We start from the raw sequence: 15,780 nt of genomic DNA on the forward strand, positions 1-15,780 counted from the left end.
CGGGGGTTAGAGGGAAGAGAACAGGCCCCCGGCAAAAACGCCGGGGGCCTGGCCGTTACTAGCCGCGTTACTATTTTTCCATATTCAGGGTTCTCGCCAGGGCTACGGCAGCTTCGGCGCGGGATACCGGCTCCTCGGGCCGGAATAGCCGGCCGTCCCCCTGCAGGATGTCCAGACCATAGCTCAAGGCCACGTAGCCGAGGGAATCGGAGGGTATCTCTCCGGCGTCCGCGAAGGGCACCCTGTAGATGTCCCGAGCCCGGGCCGCCCGGTCGAGGCCCAGGAAGCGCACCATCAGGCGGGCCAGCATCTGGCGGCTCACCTCATCGCCCGGTGCCAAGTTCTCCTTTACCCAGCCGCGCAGTCTGGCCCTGTCCAGCACCTGTTCATCGGACAGACCGGCGGTGGCCGGCACGCCGTCCTGGGCGCCTATCATGGCCCGTAGCAGTTGGGCTGCCTTAATCCTTTCCTGGGGGCGGAAGGTATTACCATACTCGCCGAACAGACCGGCCTGGCCGAGGAGGGAGATCTCCTTCTCCGCCCAGTGACCCGCGATATCGGTAAAGCGGTAGGGCCGCGGCTGCTGGGCCACCGGTTTTCCCTGCCAGTCTAAGGCTTCGCCCGTCTTGGCCTCGATCATGGCCGCCCCTACGGCGCCCGGAAGAACTGTAGGACGATATACCAGCTTTATCTCCCGGTCTCCCCGGGGGCGATAAATCTCGACGTAGCTTAAGGTTAGAGGCTGGCGGGAGAGATACCGTTCGACGGCTTCTCCGGCAGATAATATCCCCTCGGCCCGCGGGAAATCCAGATCGGACCAGGCGAGGTTATAAGAAGTAATATCGCCGGTGGCCGCATCCACGGTAATACTGAAGCCGTCCTCCGGGTAAGGGACGTCATTTACCAGCCGGCGGTAGTAAAAAACGTGGTAAGCCGGAAGTTCTTCTTCCAGGGGACGTATGGGCCCCAGATACCGGTCTTCCACCAGTTCCACCTGGCGGAAGCGTTCGGGCTGGATCTTCTGGAGGAAGGCCTCGGCCTTGGCTTGGGCCTCCTTGCGGGTGAGCTTCCGCGCTTCTTTCTCGCTTTCACCGGGAGAGGGGCCTATATGGAAGCTCAGCAGTTCACCGGTGACGGCGTTAACCCGGGCGTGAACGTAGCGGTAGTTGTCGCCGTCTTGTTGTGTGCTCCAGGAGAAGTTCCAGGTGCGCAGGGGCGGATCCGTCCAGGTGTCGGCCGTTAGGGCGGCATTATCAAGTTTGCAATCCTGGGGGATGCTAACCCATTGGCGTACGACGGCCTCGGCCTCCTGCTGGGAGATGAGCCTGGTGGTTTCCTGGATCTCCCGGATCTCTTCCGGGGTAAGGGGAGTGGAGGGCTGTTCAAGAGCCTGTTTGGCGGCCCGATCGTAGGCCCCCATGCCGTCCCCACCGGGGCTTCCCATCCACCCGCCGTCCAGGTCTACGGGCTCTCCCGTCAAGGCGTCTATGGCGCCGCCGGACGGATGGTCCAAGCGGTAGACGAGCATTACCGGCATTTTCTTTTTGGGCTCGGTGGGATACGGGCGGAAGTACTGGAGCTTGAGCATTCCTGCCTGGTCAAAGGCTTGACGGGCCCTTTCCGGGGAAATAGCTTTAGTAGCATCGGGAAACTCCGCCCGGGTCCACCGCAAATTGTAAGAGGTTACCTGGCCCGTCTGGGCGTCCACGGAGATAGAGACGCCGTCGGCAGGGAAGGGGATGCCGTTAACCAGGCGTTGCCAGCGGAAACTGTAGGCGGATTGTTGCCGGGCCCATAAGGGTAAAAGCTCTTCTTCACCGGCCTGCAGGCTCAATTCTTCTAGCCGCGAGGGGTGCAGGCGGCGCAGGAGTTCCTCGGCGGTCTTGAGGGCCTCCTGGCGGGAAAGGGACGGAAGTTGGGCCCCGGTTTCCGGCCTGTGGCGCCACAGGTACATACTGAGGATCTCGCCCGTTTGAGCGTCTACGGCGGCGTTCATGGTCCCGCCGGGTTCTTGGGCCCTTTGCCAGGTAAGGTGCCAGCTTTGCCCTTCTTCGTCCTGCTGGTAGCTGGAGGAGAACTGGGTGAAGTCCCCGGGCACTTCGAAAACGGCTTTAACTTTCTCGATGGCCTGTTCCAGGGTCACCGCGGGTTGGACCTCCGCCCGGGCGGTTCCCGGTAGCAGCGCCAGGCATGTCCAAAGGAAAGCGGCTGCCAGCAGCGTACCCTTTATGAGACCTCGGTCAGGCTTGCCCACTTCTTGCCGAACCTCCTTAATTTTCGTGGATCTATTCAAGGGGGCGCCCTCTGGGTACTTCTTTACCTCCTTTCCCGGGCCTATTTTCCCCTGACATCTATTGTAACGGTTCGGGCCGGGAAAAGGTTCCCTGGGTTGGTATTTTCTTAGAGGGCCAGGGGTGCTTCCGACAGGAGAAGAGTATTTTCCCTTAATTTCTTTTCTGTTATAATGTTCCCGTAGTCGGCAACTGCCCTTTATATATTTTTTCTGCAGTGGGGAAGAGAGGTAAGGCCCGTGGTGCTACGCCTTATAGAAGGGGAGGATGCGTCCTGGCAGGGCTTGTGGGAGGGTAGGCTGGCTGCCCAGGAAGAGGCCGCCCGGCAGGTACGCTCCATTGTGGAGGCAGTTCGCAGCCAGGGACAGGTTGCGGTCTTTGCTTACACTCGGGAGTTAGACAGGGTTTCTTTAACTGAGGAAACCTTCCGCGTAAAGCCAGAGGAAATTGAGGCCGCTTATAAGGAAGTGGAACCCGGGCTGCTGGCCGCCATCCGGCGGGCCAGGGCCAACATTATTGAATACCACCGGCGCCAGGTGGATAACTCCTGGATCACCACTGATGAGGCCGGCAACGTCCTCGGACAGCTCTGCCGCCCGCTGAGGCGGGTGGGGATCTACATACCGGGGGGATCGGCCGCTTATCCTTCTTCGGTGCTCATGACCGCTTTACCGGCGAAGGTGGCCGGTGTTAAGGAGGTGGCCCTGGCCACGCCTCCGCGGCCGGATGGCAGTGTGCATCCCCTGGTCCTGGTGGCGGCGCGGGAATGCGGGATAGAGGAAATCTATAAAATGGGCGGGGCCCAGGCCGTGGCTGCTCTGGCCTACGGTACGGAATTGGTCCCCCGGGTGGATAAGATCGTGGGCCCGGGCAACCTTTACGTCACCCTGGCCAAGAAGGAAGTGTACGGCCGGGTGGATATCGATATGCTGGCCGGGCCGAGCGAAATTGTGGTGGTGGCGGACGCTACGGCCCGGCCGGACTGGGTGGCGGCCGATCTTCTATCCCAGGCCGAACACGATCCCCTGGCCGGTGCCGTGCTCGTAACACCGGTACGGGATCTGGCGCAGGCGGTTATCGCCGAGGTGGAAGGGCAACTCAGCAACCTTCCCCGCCAGGCCATTGCCGCCCGGTCCCTGGAAAATTACGGGGCCGTCATCCTGGTGGAGGATATGTATAAGGCGCTAGAGGTAGTCAACGGCCTGGCTCCCGAGCACCTGGAGCTCTATGTGGCCGATCCGTGGCGGTGGCTGGGTATGGTTACCAATGCCGGAGCTATATTCCTGGGTCCGTATTCACCAGAACCCCTGGGCGATTACCTGGCAGGTCCCAGCCATGTGTTGCCCACCGGGAGTACGGCGCGTTTTTACTCCCCCTTGAATGTGGATACCTTCCTTAAGAAGAGCAGCTTAATCGCCTACAGCCGTGAGGGTTTAATTAAAGCAGCGCGAGACGTGGAGAAACTGGCCGAGGCCGAGGGCCTGACGGCCCACGCCCGGGCGGTGGTTCTGCGACGAGAAGAACTGGAAGGGAGTAACGCTGGTGGGAGAGATGGAGGGTCTTAGCCGGCGAGGAGCGGTGACCAGGCAGACCGGGGAGACCGACATCAGGGTGGAGCTCAACCTGGACGGACGGGGCGACTTCGAGGGCAGCAGCGGTATTGCCTTTCTGGATCACCTTCTGGCCCAGCTGGCTAAGCACGGCCTTATAGACCTGAAGGTGGAGGCTAAGGGCGACCTGGAGGTGGACGGTCACCATACGGTTGAAGACCTGGGCATATGCTTGGGGCAGGCACTGGGGCAGGCCCTGGGGGCTAAAGAAGGTATAACGCGCTACGGCACCGCCTTTATTCCCATGGATGATGCCCTGGTGATGGCGGCCCTGGATGTGAGTGGCCGGCCCTATCTGGCCTACGAACTGGAATTAACCGTCCAACGCCTGGGAGGTTTGGATGCGGAGCTGGTGGAAGAGTTCCTGCGCGCCTTGGTCAACCATAGCGGTTTGACCCTCCATGTGAGGAAGCTGGCTGGCCGCAACAGCCATCACCTGGCCGAGGCCCTTTTTAAAGCCTTGGGACGCGCCCTGCGCCAGGCGGTAGGCCGGGACCCCGGGGCCCAAGGGATCCCGTCGACCAAGGGAGTATTGTAGCCATTAACGTACGAGGGAAGGGAAAGGGTTTGCAGCCGATCTGTATCATTGACTACCGGATGGGCAATCTTTTAAGCGTGCAAAAGGCTCTGGAGGCCGTGGGTTTTCCTGCCAGAGTTACCAACAGCCCCGAAGAGGTGCTGGCTGCCCCGGGGGTGATCCTTCCGGGGGTGGGGGCCTTCGGGGATGCCATGGAGGCTTTAAAACAGAAGGGCTTGCAGAAAGCCATAGTAGAAGTCTGCCGTCGCGGTACTCCTTTTTTAGGCATCTGTCTGGGCATGCAGCTTCTTTTTGAGGCCAGCGAGGAGGGCGGCAGGGTTGAAGGTTTGAACCTGCTTCCCGGTGTAGTCAAACGCCTGCCCGGTGGAGTAAAGATACCCCATATGGGCTGGAACCAGGTGGACTTTTGCCGGACCAGTCCCTTGTTTAAAGACATACCTTCGGCGGCCTTTTTTTATTTCGTACATTCCTACCACGTTGAACCCGCCGACCCCGGCGTCACCGTGGGCCGGACGGAGTACGGCGGCCGGCTGGTAGCCGCCGTTCAGGCTGGTAATATTTTCGGCGTCCAGTTCCACCCAGAAAAGAGCAGTACCCTGGGCCTGAAAGTACTGGCCAACTTCGGGGAGCTGGTCTACCAATGATCGTTTTCCCGGCTATTGACTTGCGCCGCGGCCGCTGCGTCCGCCTATACCAGGGAAGACCTGAAAAGGAAACGGTTTATTCTGGAGATCCGGTGGCCATAGCCCGGAAATGGGTACAAGAGGGCGCTTCCTGGCTGCATGTAGTGGACCTGGACGGCGCCTTTGCAGGAAGGGTACAGAATCTGGGCGTCATTCGAGAGATCATCAGGGCCGCCGGCGTTCCCGTCCAGGTGGGGGGAGGAGTGCGTACCCTGGCGGACATAGAAGCCTTGCTCGAGGCCGGAGCGGCCCGGGTGGTCTTGGGCACGGCGGCGGTGGCCGATCCCGACCTGGTGGCCGGGGCCTGCCGGACCTACGGAGAAGCCATCGCAGTAGGTATAGACAGCCGGGATGGACTGGTAGCCATCAAAGGCTGGCTCGACCTTTCCCCGCGGCGGGCGGTGGACCTCGGGCGAGAGATGGGCGACCTGGGGATCCGCAGGATTATTTATACCGATATCAGCCGGGACGGCACCCTTCAAGGGCCCAACTTGGAAGCCATCCGGGAGATGGCTGCGGGCTGCGGACTGCCGGTTATAGCCTCGGGGGGCATAGCGGAGTTGCGGGATGTAGCTGCCCTCCGGGAACTGGAACCCTCGGGGGTGGAGGGCGTAATTATCGGCCGCGCCCTTTATAACGGCCGGTTCACCCTGGCCGAAGCATTGGCCGCGGCCGGAGAGGTAAAGGTGGCCTTTAAGGCCGGAGGTGAAACCCGGTGCTGACCAAGCGTATTATTCCCTGTCTCGATGTAAACCACGGCAGGGTGGTAAAGGGTGTAAACTTCTTAAACTTGCGCGATGCCGGGGACCCGGTGGAGCTGGCGGCCGCCTACGATCGCGCCGGTGCAGATGAACTGGTGTTCCTGGACATAACGGCCTCGGTTGAGGGCCGGGATATTATGCTAGAGGTGGCCCGCAAGACCGCCGAACAGGTATTTATCCCCTTTACGGTGGGAGGAGGCCTAAGGAGCCTGGAAGACATCCGACGGATGCTCGCGGCGGGGGCGGACAAAGTATCCATCAACACTGCGGCCGTGGAAAATCCTCGCCTTATAGAAGAGGCGGCCCGTCGTTTCGGCAGCCAGTGCATTGTGGTGGCCATCGACGCCAAGAAGCGTGAACCTGGCCGCTGGGAAGTGGTGACCTACGGCGGCCGGCGACCTACAGGTAAGGATGCCGTGGCCTGGGCGCGGGAGGCGGCTGACCTGGGGGCGGGGGAGATCCTGCTTACCAGCATGGATGCTGACGGTACCCAGGATGGCTATGACCTGGAACTCACGGCCGCCGTCAGTCGCAGTGTAAATATACCTGTCATAGCCTCCGGCGGAGTGGGCAATCTCAAGCACCTGCTGGACGGTTTAACCTTGGGAGGGGCCGATGCCGTGCTGGCAGCTTCCATTTTCCATTTCGGCACCTATACCATTGCCCAGGCTAAGGAATACCTGGCGGCCCGGGGCGTACCGGTGCGCCCGGTGTATGCCGCCCGGAAAACGAGGTGACCTTTCCATGGAGATTTCCTTACCCGCGGAGCTCAAATTTAATCAAGAGGGCCTCATCCCGGCCATCGTACAGGATGTAGAGACGGGAGAGGTCTTAATGCTGGCCTACATGAATCGCGAAGCTCTGGAGCGTTCCCTGGCCAGCGGCCAGATGTGGTTTTATAGCCGCAGCAGGCAGGAACTGTGGCATAAAGGGGCTACCTCCGGTCATTATCAGCACATCGTCAGCGTTTCCTATGACTGTGACGGGGACGCTTTGCTCTTTAAAGTCCGGCAGGAAGGAGTGGCGTGCCATGAAGGCCGCTTTTCCTGCTTTCATAATCCCCTGCCCCGCGGGGGCGATCCTTCGGTGCCTGAGCCGCCTGCCAAGCTGGGAGCCGTGCTGGAAGGACTTTTCGCGGTGATCAGGGAGCGTCAAGCTTTGCTGCCCGAAGGTTCCTACACAGCCTATCTTTTTAAGGAGGGTCAGGATAAAATTTTAAAGAAGGTTGCCGAGGAGGCGGGAGAGGTGATCATCGCCTCCAAGAACCAGAGTGAAGCCGAAGTTCTCTACGAACTGGCCGACCTGTACTATCATACCCTGGTTCTCCTGGCTTATCACGGCCTGGGACCGGACCGGCTGGCCGGGGAGCTGAACGGCCGCCGGAAGTAATAAGTTCTCGCAACTGCCTACACCATGGAAACCGGAAGTCTTTCCACAAAGGAGGGTAAGGCATGAAGCTTTCCCTGCGCGGACATTATAAGGTGGTGCTGGCATACTTTTTCTACCTTCTAATCTTAACTCTGCTACCCACTATTGCCGGTGCCCTGCTCACCGCCCGGCAGGGCGTAAGCCTGGAGCACTTTTGGCTGGCTGCCCTGGCAGCGGTGCTGCTGGCAGTTATCCTCAGCTTGTTAACCTTCTTTCTTCTCTGGCAGAAGTGGATCCGCCCCCTGGGTAGGTTGGAAAGCTTTCTCCAGATTCTAGGAGCAGGGGATCCGGTTAAGGCAGAACGATTCTTTTCCCAGGCGGGCTCCAGTGGGGCCTTCAGGCAAATGGGGCAGGCTGTTTTGGACAGTTTTTTCCGAATTATAGGCCATATGCAGCGTAGCTCGGATCAATTGAATCACTTTGTGGGCGTACTCCACAAGGGAACTGCGGATATCCAGCGGAGCTTTCGGGAAATCAGCGGCGCCATGCAGGAAATTGCCGGGGGGGCCGATGAGCAGGCTGCTGCTGCCCAGCGGGTGGCGGAAAACGTGGGGGTTCTAACCAACCTGGCCGAAGAAATTGCCGAACAGGCGCGCTCCGGTACCCTTCTGGCGGCCGAAGTGCAGAAAAAGGAACAGGAAGGAAGGAATCTTTTGGAACAGCTCCTGCAGGAGATCCAGGAGGCAGCCGGTTCCAACGAGCTGGCAGCCCGGCAAATGCATCGGCTGGAAGAACAGATGTCCCAGATCAGTGAATTCGTGCGAGTGGTAACGGACATAGCCGAGCAGACCAACTTGCTTTCCCTCAACGCGGCCATTGAGGCTGCGCGAGCTGGGGAACAGGGCAGGGGCTTTGCCGTTGTAGCCGAAGAGGTGCGCAAGCTGGCCGAACAATCGGCCCAAGCGGCTCATAATATCACTCTCTTGGCCGCGGCCATCCAGAAGGAGGCCAGGGAAACTGCAAACCAGGTAGAGAAAAACGTCCAGTTGGTCAAAGGGAATATCGAACGCGGTCAGAATGCCCGGGTATCCTTCGTGGCCATCGGCCAGGCCATCGGGCAGGCGGTTAAGGCCATGGAGGAGATAAATAACCGCGCCCAGCAGCAAGTGGAGCGGGTACGGGCCGTCAATGAGGATGCCAACCGCGTGGCGGCGGTGGCCGAAGAAACGGCGGCCAGCATTGAAGAAGTCACGGCCGCGACTAGCGAACAACAGGCCATTATGGGTCAGGTACAGCAGAGCATGGAACAACTGGCCAACATGGCCCGGAATTTTGCGGCGCTGGCTGCCGATTATACCCGGAGCGGCTGGGATGAGGCTACGTGCAAGGAGTTAATCGGCCGGGGGCACAAAGTGCTGGAGGAGCTGGCTTTGAAACCGGAAGTACAGGGAATGGAGTTAAAGGAGATGGCCCCTTTACTGGATAGCACCTTTGACCGACATCCTTTTATTCAGACCCTTATTGCTGCCTTGCCGGACGGTACAGCGGTTTACAACCGGCCTTCCACCGGTATTACTAACTGGGCCTTCCGGCCGTGGTTTCGCGAGGCTATAGAAGGAAGGTATTTCGCCACCGAACCGTACATAACCCAGGCCACTAACCGCCTGTCCATCACCGTTTCCGTACCTATCAAGAAGGACGGTGAGATCGTAGGGGTGCTGGCCGCCAATGTGGTGCCCGCCTAAGGAGCATAAGCGTGGGGGAGGGGGACGCCTTACCCTCCCAACCGGCTTTTTTTGGGGACACTTTTGCGGCCCTGTACGAATAAAAATGGAAAGGGGGTCAGAACCGCCCATAGTTTCGAGGGAAGGTGATCACGGTGAACGTTAATTTAGAAGAACTGCGTCGACGCGTGGCGGCCGCGGGTGAAGGTAAGGCAAACCTGCTAGAGATGCTGCGGGTCATGGGCCTGTCTCCGGACAACCAGGCCGTCCAGCAGTTACTTTTGGAAGCGGGTTTTCGATCGGAAGAGCTCGGCAGCGAGGAAAAACTGGCTGAACTCGTGAAGCAGGTGACCCAGAACCTTACACCGGAAGCGAAGAAGAACATTGCCACTCTTTATCAGCAGCTGGCCAAGGACATGGGGGGCGAAATTCCCCAGGCCGTGCAGCAATTTTTGGCGGACTGGCAGAAGGAGTAGGGCGGAGTCTTAAAAAGGGCGGATTTGACGCACCGGGCTACCCTGGCAGGGCTTTGGTTTAACCAGAGCCCTGCAATTTTGGTTGCAATATCCCGCAGAAGGCGGTGCAGGAACCTTCGACCTCCCAATATCAAATTGTTCGGCGTGCAACGTCCAATTGTTTAGGGGCTGCGGGGTGCAGTGGTAAAATAGAAATAATGGCAGGAAATCGACTCCGGCGCGGCGAAAACACTTATAGTTTTCTCAAGGGGTGAAGCCTTTGCTGGACTTCTTGGATACCCTAAACCCCCAACAGCAAGCAGCCGTATGCCACCGGGGAGCCCCCTTGCTGGTCCTGGCCGGCGCCGGCAGCGGCAAGACGCGGGTCCTGACCTACCGGGTAGCCCACTTGTTGGTCGAAGGGGTGCCACCGGAGGCCATTCTGGCGGTTACTTTCACTAATAAGGCGGCCCGCGAAATGCAGGAACGGCTGGAGAAAATCGTAGGCCCCACGGCCCGTTACCTTTGGGTAAGCACCTTTCACTCCGCCTGTGTCCGCATTTTAAGGCGGGATATCTACCTGTTGGGCTATAAGCCCGGCTTTGTGATATACGATACCGACGACCAAGTGGCCGTGTTACGGGAGATACTGCGGGAGCTCAACCTGGATGAGAAAAAATTTCCCCCACGCTCGGTGGCCGCAGCCATCAGCAGCGCCAAAAATGCCCTGTACTCCCCTGAGGACTACGAGGGAATGGCCGGAACTTATGCCGAGCAAAAAGTGGCGGCCGTTTATCGCCGGTACCAGGAGAGGTTAAAAGCCCTTAACGCCCTGGATTTTGACGACCTGATCATGCTTACCGTGGCCCTTTTTCAGGAAAACCCCCTGGTTCTGCGCCACTACCAGCAGCGTTGGCAGCACATTCTGATAGACGAATATCAGGATACCAACCACGCCCAGTACGTGCTGGTAAGGCTCCTGGCAGGAGACGGTCAAAACTTGTGCGTGGTGGGGGATCCGGATCAATCCATATACGGGTGGCGGGGAGCGGACATCGGTAACATCCTGGCCTTTGAAGAGGATTATCCCAATGCCAGGGTCATATTGCTGGAGGAGAACTATCGTTCCACCTGGCCCATCCTCCAGGCGGCCAACGAGGTGATCAAGCACAATACAGGTCGCAAGGAAAAGCGCCTTTGGACACGGCGGCGGGAAGGCGAGCTCCTGCATGTTTACGAGGCACAGAGCGAAAGGGATGAAGCCGCCTTTATCGCCCGGGAAATTTACCGCCGCCACCGGGAGGAAAACCGGCCCTTTGGTTCTTTTGCCGTGCTCTACCGCACCCATGCCCAGTCCAGGGCTTTAGAGGAAGCCTTCATCCAATTGGGGTTGCCCTATGAAATTGTAGGCGGCCTCAAATTCTATCAGCGTAAGGAAATCAAAGATGTCCTGGCTTATTTGCGGGTCTTAGTCAACCCGGCCGATTCCTTGAGCTTAAAACGCATCATCAACGTCCCGCGGCGGGGAATTGGCGAAGGAACCTGGCTGCGGCTGGAGCTTTTCAGCCGGGAACAGGGCATCACCCCTTTAGAGGCCCTGCAGAGGGCCGAGGAAATTCCCGGGCTCATGCCCCGCCAGCTTTCCGCCTTAGGAGAATTGGGAAAGCTGCTGGATAATCTGCGGCAGGCAAGGGAGACACTACCGGTAACGGCCCTGGTGGAGAGGATTCTGCAGGAGACGGGCTATCAAGCAGAGCTGGAGGCGGAAAGAACGCCCGAAGCCCAGGCGCGCCTGGAAAACTTAAGGGAATTGTTGACCGTCACCCGAGCCTACGACGCCCAGGAGGAGAAGGGGCTGGAGGGCTTTCTGGCCCAGGTAGCTTTAGTGGCCGAGGCCGACAGTTACAGCGGGGGTGACGCCGTGGCTTTAATGACCCTCCACACGGCCAAGGGCCTCGAGTTCCCCGTCGTATTCCTGGCCGGTCTGGAGGAAGGAGTCTTCCCCCACTTCCGCTCGACCACAGATCTGGAAGAACTGGAAGAAGAACGCCGCCTCTGTTATGTAGGCATGACCCGTGCCAGAGAGGTCCTGTACCTTACCTATGCCACCACCCGCAACCTGTACGGTACCACCTTGAACAACCCTCCATCCCGTTTCTTACAGGAAATACCTCCGGAGCTGGTACAATCCGGGGGTGGGCCGGAGCCGGAGAGGATGCCTGGAACGACCCTTCAGCGGCCGGAATTAAGGGTGGTGCCCGGGGGAAAAGACAAGGGAGCAAAGAGACAAGCCTACACCGGCAACGGAACCCCCGCTGCCCTGGCGGTGGGGGATAAGGTTCGCCACGCCAAGTTCGGTATCGGCGTCATTGTCCGCATCAAAGGCGAAGGGGAGGACGCCCAGGTAACCGTAGCCTTCCCCGAACTGGGATTAAAGGAATTGCTACTGCGCTACGCACCTTTGCAGAAGGTATGAGGTGAAGGGTATGGCTGTAAGCAGGGAGCAGGCTCAAAGGCGCCTGGAGGAACTGCGGCGGTTAATTGAAGAGCACAATTACCGTTATTTTGTCCTCGATGCGCCTATCATAAGCGATCGGGAATACGATGAGCTCATGCGCGAGCTGCTGGAGTTGGAGGCAACCTTTCCCGAACTGGTTACCCCCGATTCCCCCAGCCAGCGGGTGGGAGGCGCCCCGCGGCCGGAGTTCGCTGCAGTTCGCCACCGCCAGCCTTTGCTTAGCCTGGCCAACGCTTTTTCTCCTCAGGAAATCCTGGACTTCGATCGGCGGGTGCGGGAGCTGGCCGGAGCTCCGGCAGACTACGTAGTAGAACCCAAGATCGACGGCCTGTCCGTAGCCCTGGTTTACATAGATGGGGTGTTTACCACCGGTGCTACCCGCGGAAACGGCGAGGTAGGAGAAGATGTCACGGCCAACCTGCGCACTGTGCGGGCCCTGCCTTTGCGGCTCAAGCGGCCTGTAGCGCGGCTGGAGGTGCGGGGGGAAGTCTATATGCCCAAGGAAGCTTTTGCGCGCCTGAATAAAGCAAGGGAAGACGCAGGGGAACCCGTCTTTGCCAATCCCCGTAATGCCGCCGCTGGCTCCCTGCGCCAGCTGGACCCTAAGGTTACGGCTTCCCGGGCTCTCGGCCTTTTTGTCTACCAAGTTTTGTACACTGAAGAGGACGAGCCCCTTACCCAAATGGAAGCCCTGGAATATCTGGCCGGGCTGGGTTTCCCCGTTAACCCGTACCGAGTGCACTGCCGCCATGTTCAAGAAGTGCTAAATACATTGGAGGAATGGACCCCGGAAAGGCGGGCGGCCTTGCCCTACGAAATCGACGGACTGGTAATCAAGGTAAACAATTTGGGCGTGCAGAGGGTCCTTGGTGCCACGGCCAAAAGCCCGCGGTGGGCGGTGGCCTATAAGTTCCCCGCCGAACAGGCCGTCACCCGGGTGGTGGACGTTATTGTGCGGGTAGGGCGTACCGGAGTCCTCACTCCCACCGCCTTGCTGGAACCCGTGCGGTTGGCTGGGAGCACCGTCAGCCGGGCCTCCCTGCACAACGAAGACATTATCCGGGAAAAAGACGTGCGCATAGGAGATACAGTTGTAATCCAAAAGGCGGGGGACGTCATTCCCGAAGTGGTCAAGGTTTTGCCCGCGCGCAGGACCGGGGAGGAAAAGGAATTTCATTTCCCGGAGAGGTGCCCGGCCTGCGGGTCCAGGGTGGTCCGCGAGGAGGGCGAAGCGGCCCGGCGCTGTACCGGCGGCCTGGCCTGCCCCGCCCAGGTAAAGGAACGGATTATCCACTTCGCCTCCCGGCCAGCTATGGACATCCAGGGCCTAGGGCCGGCTATAGTTTCTCAGCTCCTGGATGCCGGCCTCATTGCCGATGCAGGGGACCTTTATTATCTCAAGGTGGAGGACCTGCTGCCCCTGGAGCGTTTCGCCGAGCAGTCGGCCCGCAATTTAATTTCCGCCATTGAGGCCAGCAAGGACAAGGGGCTGGAGAGGCTGTTGTTTGCCCTGGGCATCCGCCACGTGGGCGAACGGGCAGCCCGCACCCTGGCCCGCCACTTCCGCTCCCTGGATCGCGTGCAGGAGGCCGACTGGGAGGAGCTCACCACCTTGCCCGACATCGGCCCCAAAATTGCAGCCAGTATTAGGGCCTTCTTCGATGAGCCCCGCAACCTGGCGGTTCTGGAGAAGCTCAAGAAGGCGGGGGTAAAAACCGAGGCAGAAGCCCAGGCTGAAACCGTGGGGCCCCTGGCCGGTAAAACCTTTGTCTTAACCGGTACCCTCCCTGGCCTGAGCCGTCAGGAGGCGACCGACCTAATCGTGCGGGCAGGGGGCAAAGTGGTCGGCAGCGTTAGCCGCCGTACGGATTATGTGGTGGTGGGTGAAAATCCCGGTTCTAAGTACGATAAGGCCCGGGAGCTAGGTATTCCCCTCCTGGACGAGGAAGGACTTAGGAGGCTGTTGAGAGGAGAAAAGTGAAATAGAGTTAAGGCAAGAAATTACTTCGAGCGTAGAAGGATAAAGGGAGACGGCAGGGGAAAGCATGCTATAGCGGACCGAAGCCGATAAAGTTATACTAGTATCAACACGGCATTAATACGAAGGGAGAGGAGGGTAATGGCATGGCCGTTGACACACTTTTTGTCCGACGGTTGACCGAGCTCTTGCGGCTGGATACCCAACCTGTGGGGGTGAAACTGTATCGCCGTAAGGAGGAGCTGCCACGGCGCCCTTACAACTGGAAAGTAAATATATGCCAGCTGGTCTGCCAGGCGCGGTACCGGGGTAAATTTGCTTCCGGCACGCCGGACCTGATGATCTGCGCCATCGGGGCTGCATGTACGGGATTGATTAGAACACCTGACCGGTTTACCAGCGGCCAGGCGGCCGTAGGTCGGTATGTGGCCGACCTGGCAGCGGGTCGCAAGTTCATGGCCAACACATATAAGCTGGGGGATCGCGGTAAGCTTTATGAAGGCATTTACGTAGGGCCCTTGGTCGGCTTCAAAGATGGAGACCCAGACGTGGTAGTAATTTATGCCAACCCCGCCCAGGTCATGCGGCTTATCCATGCCAGTGTGTTTGAAACCGGTGAGGCAGTAAAGGCCGATACCGTGGCGGAAGCCGCCCTGTGCTCTTCCATCGGTTTTGCCCTGGGCGAGCAGAAACCGGTGATCGGTTTTCCCTGTGCCGGCGACCGCACCTTTGGCGGTACCCAGAAGGACGAGCTTTTGTTCGCCCTGCCCTTTAGTTTATTCCAAACCGTGGTAGAAAACTTGGAAAGCCTGCAAATGTCTGCGGGCCAGGTTTATCCGGTTGGACCGTTCATGAACTGGACTCCGAGTATGGTTCCGGCCTATACCCTTACTCCAGAAGATCTTGAGGAAGGAAAATAGAACATGCCTCGACCGCCCAAGTGTCGCAGGGTAGAGTTTTTGCCCCAAACCACTTACTTTAAGCCTGCAGGCGTACCTCTCCACGAACTGGAAGAGGTGACCCTGGCGGTTGAAGAACTGGAAGCCATTCGCTTAAAAGACCTGGAAGGGCTGGAACAGGAAGATTGTGCTGCCCGGATGGAAGTATCCCGCCCGACCTTTTTCCGTATTCTTAATTCGGCCCGGGCCAAGATTGCCGAGGCCCTGATCAACGGAAAGGCCATTAAGGTGGAGGGAGGATGCTTTCGCCTCAGCCTGGGCAAGGTGCGGTGCCGCTTTTGCGGCCGGGAATGGGCGGTGAACAGGGGAGAAGAGGACGTAGGGGTGGAGTGCCCCCACTGCCGAAGGAGATTTGTGGCCGGGCCGCTGCGCCGCCAGTGCCGCCGCGGGTGGGAGGAGGGAGCTCCCCCTGCTGAAGATTGACTTACCCGGCCGGGAGATCACCCTTGACCATGTAGTCCTCGATTTTAACGGCACTTTGGCCCTGGACGGCAGCCTGCTGCCCGGGGTGAGGAAAAGGCTGGAGGATTTAGCCCGCAAAGCTGCCCTTTACGTCTTTACTGCCGACACCATTGGAAGCGCGGCCGGAGAGTGCGCCGGTTTGCCGGTGGAGATGGTGCGGGTGAGTCCCCAAGAGGGCGGGGTCGATAAGGCGCGGTTGGTGGAGCGCCTGGGGGCCGATAGGACGGCGGCCATCGGCAACGGCCGTAATGATGCCTTGATGTTGCAAAAGGCAGCTTTAGGCTTGGTAGTTTTAGGGGAAGAAGGGGCCGATGTCGGCGCACTGCTGGCCGCCGACGTGGTATTCCCCCATATTTTGGCGGCCTTGGATTTTCTCCTCAAGCCCCGGCGGGCGGTGGCCACCCTGCGGCCCTAAGGGCCCGCCGGGTCTGGT

The 15,780-nt window shown here is 59.4% G+C and carries 14 protein-coding genes; 13 read left to right on the top strand and 1 reads right to left on the bottom strand.

Annotation, left to right across the window (positions count from 1 at the left end; all coding sequences use genetic code 11):
• Positions 1 to 70: 70 nt before the first annotated feature.
• Complete coding sequence (locus tag TAMC210_RS02645) at positions 71 to 2,254, bottom strand: YcdB/YcdC domain-containing protein (protein ID WP_173297240.1); 2,184 nt, start codon at positions 2,252 to 2,254, stop codon at positions 71 to 73.
• A gap of 279 nt (positions 2,255 to 2,533) precedes the next feature.
• Between TAMC210_RS02645 and hisD the strand changes: the two genes are divergently transcribed.
• The 13 genes from hisD to TAMC210_RS02710 all read left to right on the top strand — a co-directional run bounded on the left by hisD (position 2,534) and on the right by TAMC210_RS02710 (position 15,762).
• Positions 2,534 to 3,856, top strand: coding sequence for a histidinol dehydrogenase (hisD, locus tag TAMC210_RS02650; RefSeq protein ID WP_173297529.1), 1,323 nt, complete (start codon positions 2,534 to 2,536; stop codon positions 3,854 to 3,856).
• The gene (gene hisB / locus TAMC210_RS02655) at positions 3,843 to 4,439 is read left to right on the top strand and encodes an imidazoleglycerol-phosphate dehydratase HisB (protein ID WP_173297530.1); all 597 of its coding nucleotides are present in this window, start codon (positions 3,843 to 3,845) and stop codon (positions 4,437 to 4,439) included. Before hisD ends, hisB begins: the two co-directional genes overlap by 14 nt.
• Positions 4,440 to 4,468: 29 nt before the next feature.
• Positions 4,469 to 5,083, top strand: a complete 615-nt coding sequence (gene hisH / locus TAMC210_RS02660; protein ID WP_173297241.1) for an imidazole glycerol phosphate synthase subunit HisH — start codon at positions 4,469 to 4,471, stop codon at positions 5,081 to 5,083.
• Positions 5,080 to 5,844 carry a 1-(5-phosphoribosyl)-5-[(5-phosphoribosylamino)methylideneamino]imidazole-4-carboxamide isomerase gene (gene hisA, locus TAMC210_RS02665; RefSeq protein WP_173297242.1) on the top strand — a complete coding sequence of 255 codons (765 nt, stop codon included), beginning with the start codon at positions 5,080 to 5,082 and terminating at the stop codon, positions 5,842 to 5,844. Before hisH ends, hisA begins: the two co-directional genes overlap by 4 nt.
• Entirely contained in the window at positions 5,838 to 6,620 is a 783-nt protein-coding gene (gene hisF / locus TAMC210_RS02670) for an imidazole glycerol phosphate synthase subunit HisF (protein ID WP_173297243.1), read from the top strand. The genes hisA and hisF overlap by 7 nt, the downstream gene beginning before the upstream one ends.
• Positions 6,621 to 6,627: 7 nt before the next feature.
• Positions 6,628 to 7,272 carry a bifunctional phosphoribosyl-AMP cyclohydrolase/phosphoribosyl-ATP diphosphatase HisIE gene (gene hisIE, locus TAMC210_RS02675; protein WP_217267225.1) on the top strand — a complete coding sequence of 215 codons (645 nt, stop codon included), beginning with the start codon at positions 6,628 to 6,630 and terminating at the stop codon, positions 7,270 to 7,272.
• A gap of 62 nt (positions 7,273 to 7,334) precedes the next feature.
• A complete protein-coding gene (locus TAMC210_RS02680; protein WP_173297245.1) occupies positions 7,335 to 8,996 on the top strand; it encodes a methyl-accepting chemotaxis protein in 1,662 nt (553 codons plus the stop codon).
• Positions 8,997 to 9,130: 134 nt separating this feature from the next.
• The gene (locus TAMC210_RS02685) at positions 9,131 to 9,451 is read left to right on the top strand and encodes a hypothetical protein (RefSeq protein ID WP_173297246.1); all 321 of its coding nucleotides are present in this window, start codon (positions 9,131 to 9,133) and stop codon (positions 9,449 to 9,451) included.
• 262 nt (positions 9,452 to 9,713) lie between these two features.
• Positions 9,714 to 11,906, top strand: coding sequence for a DNA helicase PcrA (gene pcrA, locus TAMC210_RS02690; protein ID WP_173297531.1), 2,193 nt, complete (start codon positions 9,714 to 9,716; stop codon positions 11,904 to 11,906).
• A 10-nt stretch (positions 11,907 to 11,916) separates the two neighbouring features.
• Positions 11,917 to 13,929 (top strand): NAD-dependent DNA ligase LigA, encoded by a 2,013-nt coding sequence (gene ligA / locus TAMC210_RS02695; RefSeq protein ID WP_173297247.1) that lies wholly within the window; start codon positions 11,917 to 11,919, stop codon positions 13,927 to 13,929.
• Between the two features lie 143 nt (positions 13,930 to 14,072).
• Positions 14,073 to 14,846 carry a DUF169 domain-containing protein gene (locus TAMC210_RS02700; RefSeq protein ID WP_173297248.1) on the top strand — a complete coding sequence of 258 codons (774 nt, stop codon included), beginning with the start codon at positions 14,073 to 14,075 and terminating at the stop codon, positions 14,844 to 14,846.
• Between the two features lie 3 nt (positions 14,847 to 14,849).
• A complete protein-coding gene (locus TAMC210_RS02705) occupies positions 14,850 to 15,308 on the top strand; it encodes a DUF134 domain-containing protein (RefSeq protein ID WP_173297249.1) in 459 nt (152 codons plus the stop codon).
• Positions 15,238 to 15,762, top strand: coding sequence for an HAD family hydrolase (locus TAMC210_RS02710; RefSeq protein WP_254388477.1), 525 nt, complete (start codon positions 15,238 to 15,240; stop codon positions 15,760 to 15,762). The genes TAMC210_RS02705 and TAMC210_RS02710 overlap by 71 nt, the downstream gene beginning before the upstream one ends.
• Positions 15,763 to 15,780: the final 18 nt, after the last annotated feature.

The sequence above is a fragment of the Thermanaeromonas sp. C210 genome (assembly GCF_013167955.1).
Taxonomy (GTDB): Bacteria; Bacillota; DSM-521; order Neomoorellales; family Neomoorellaceae; genus UBA12545.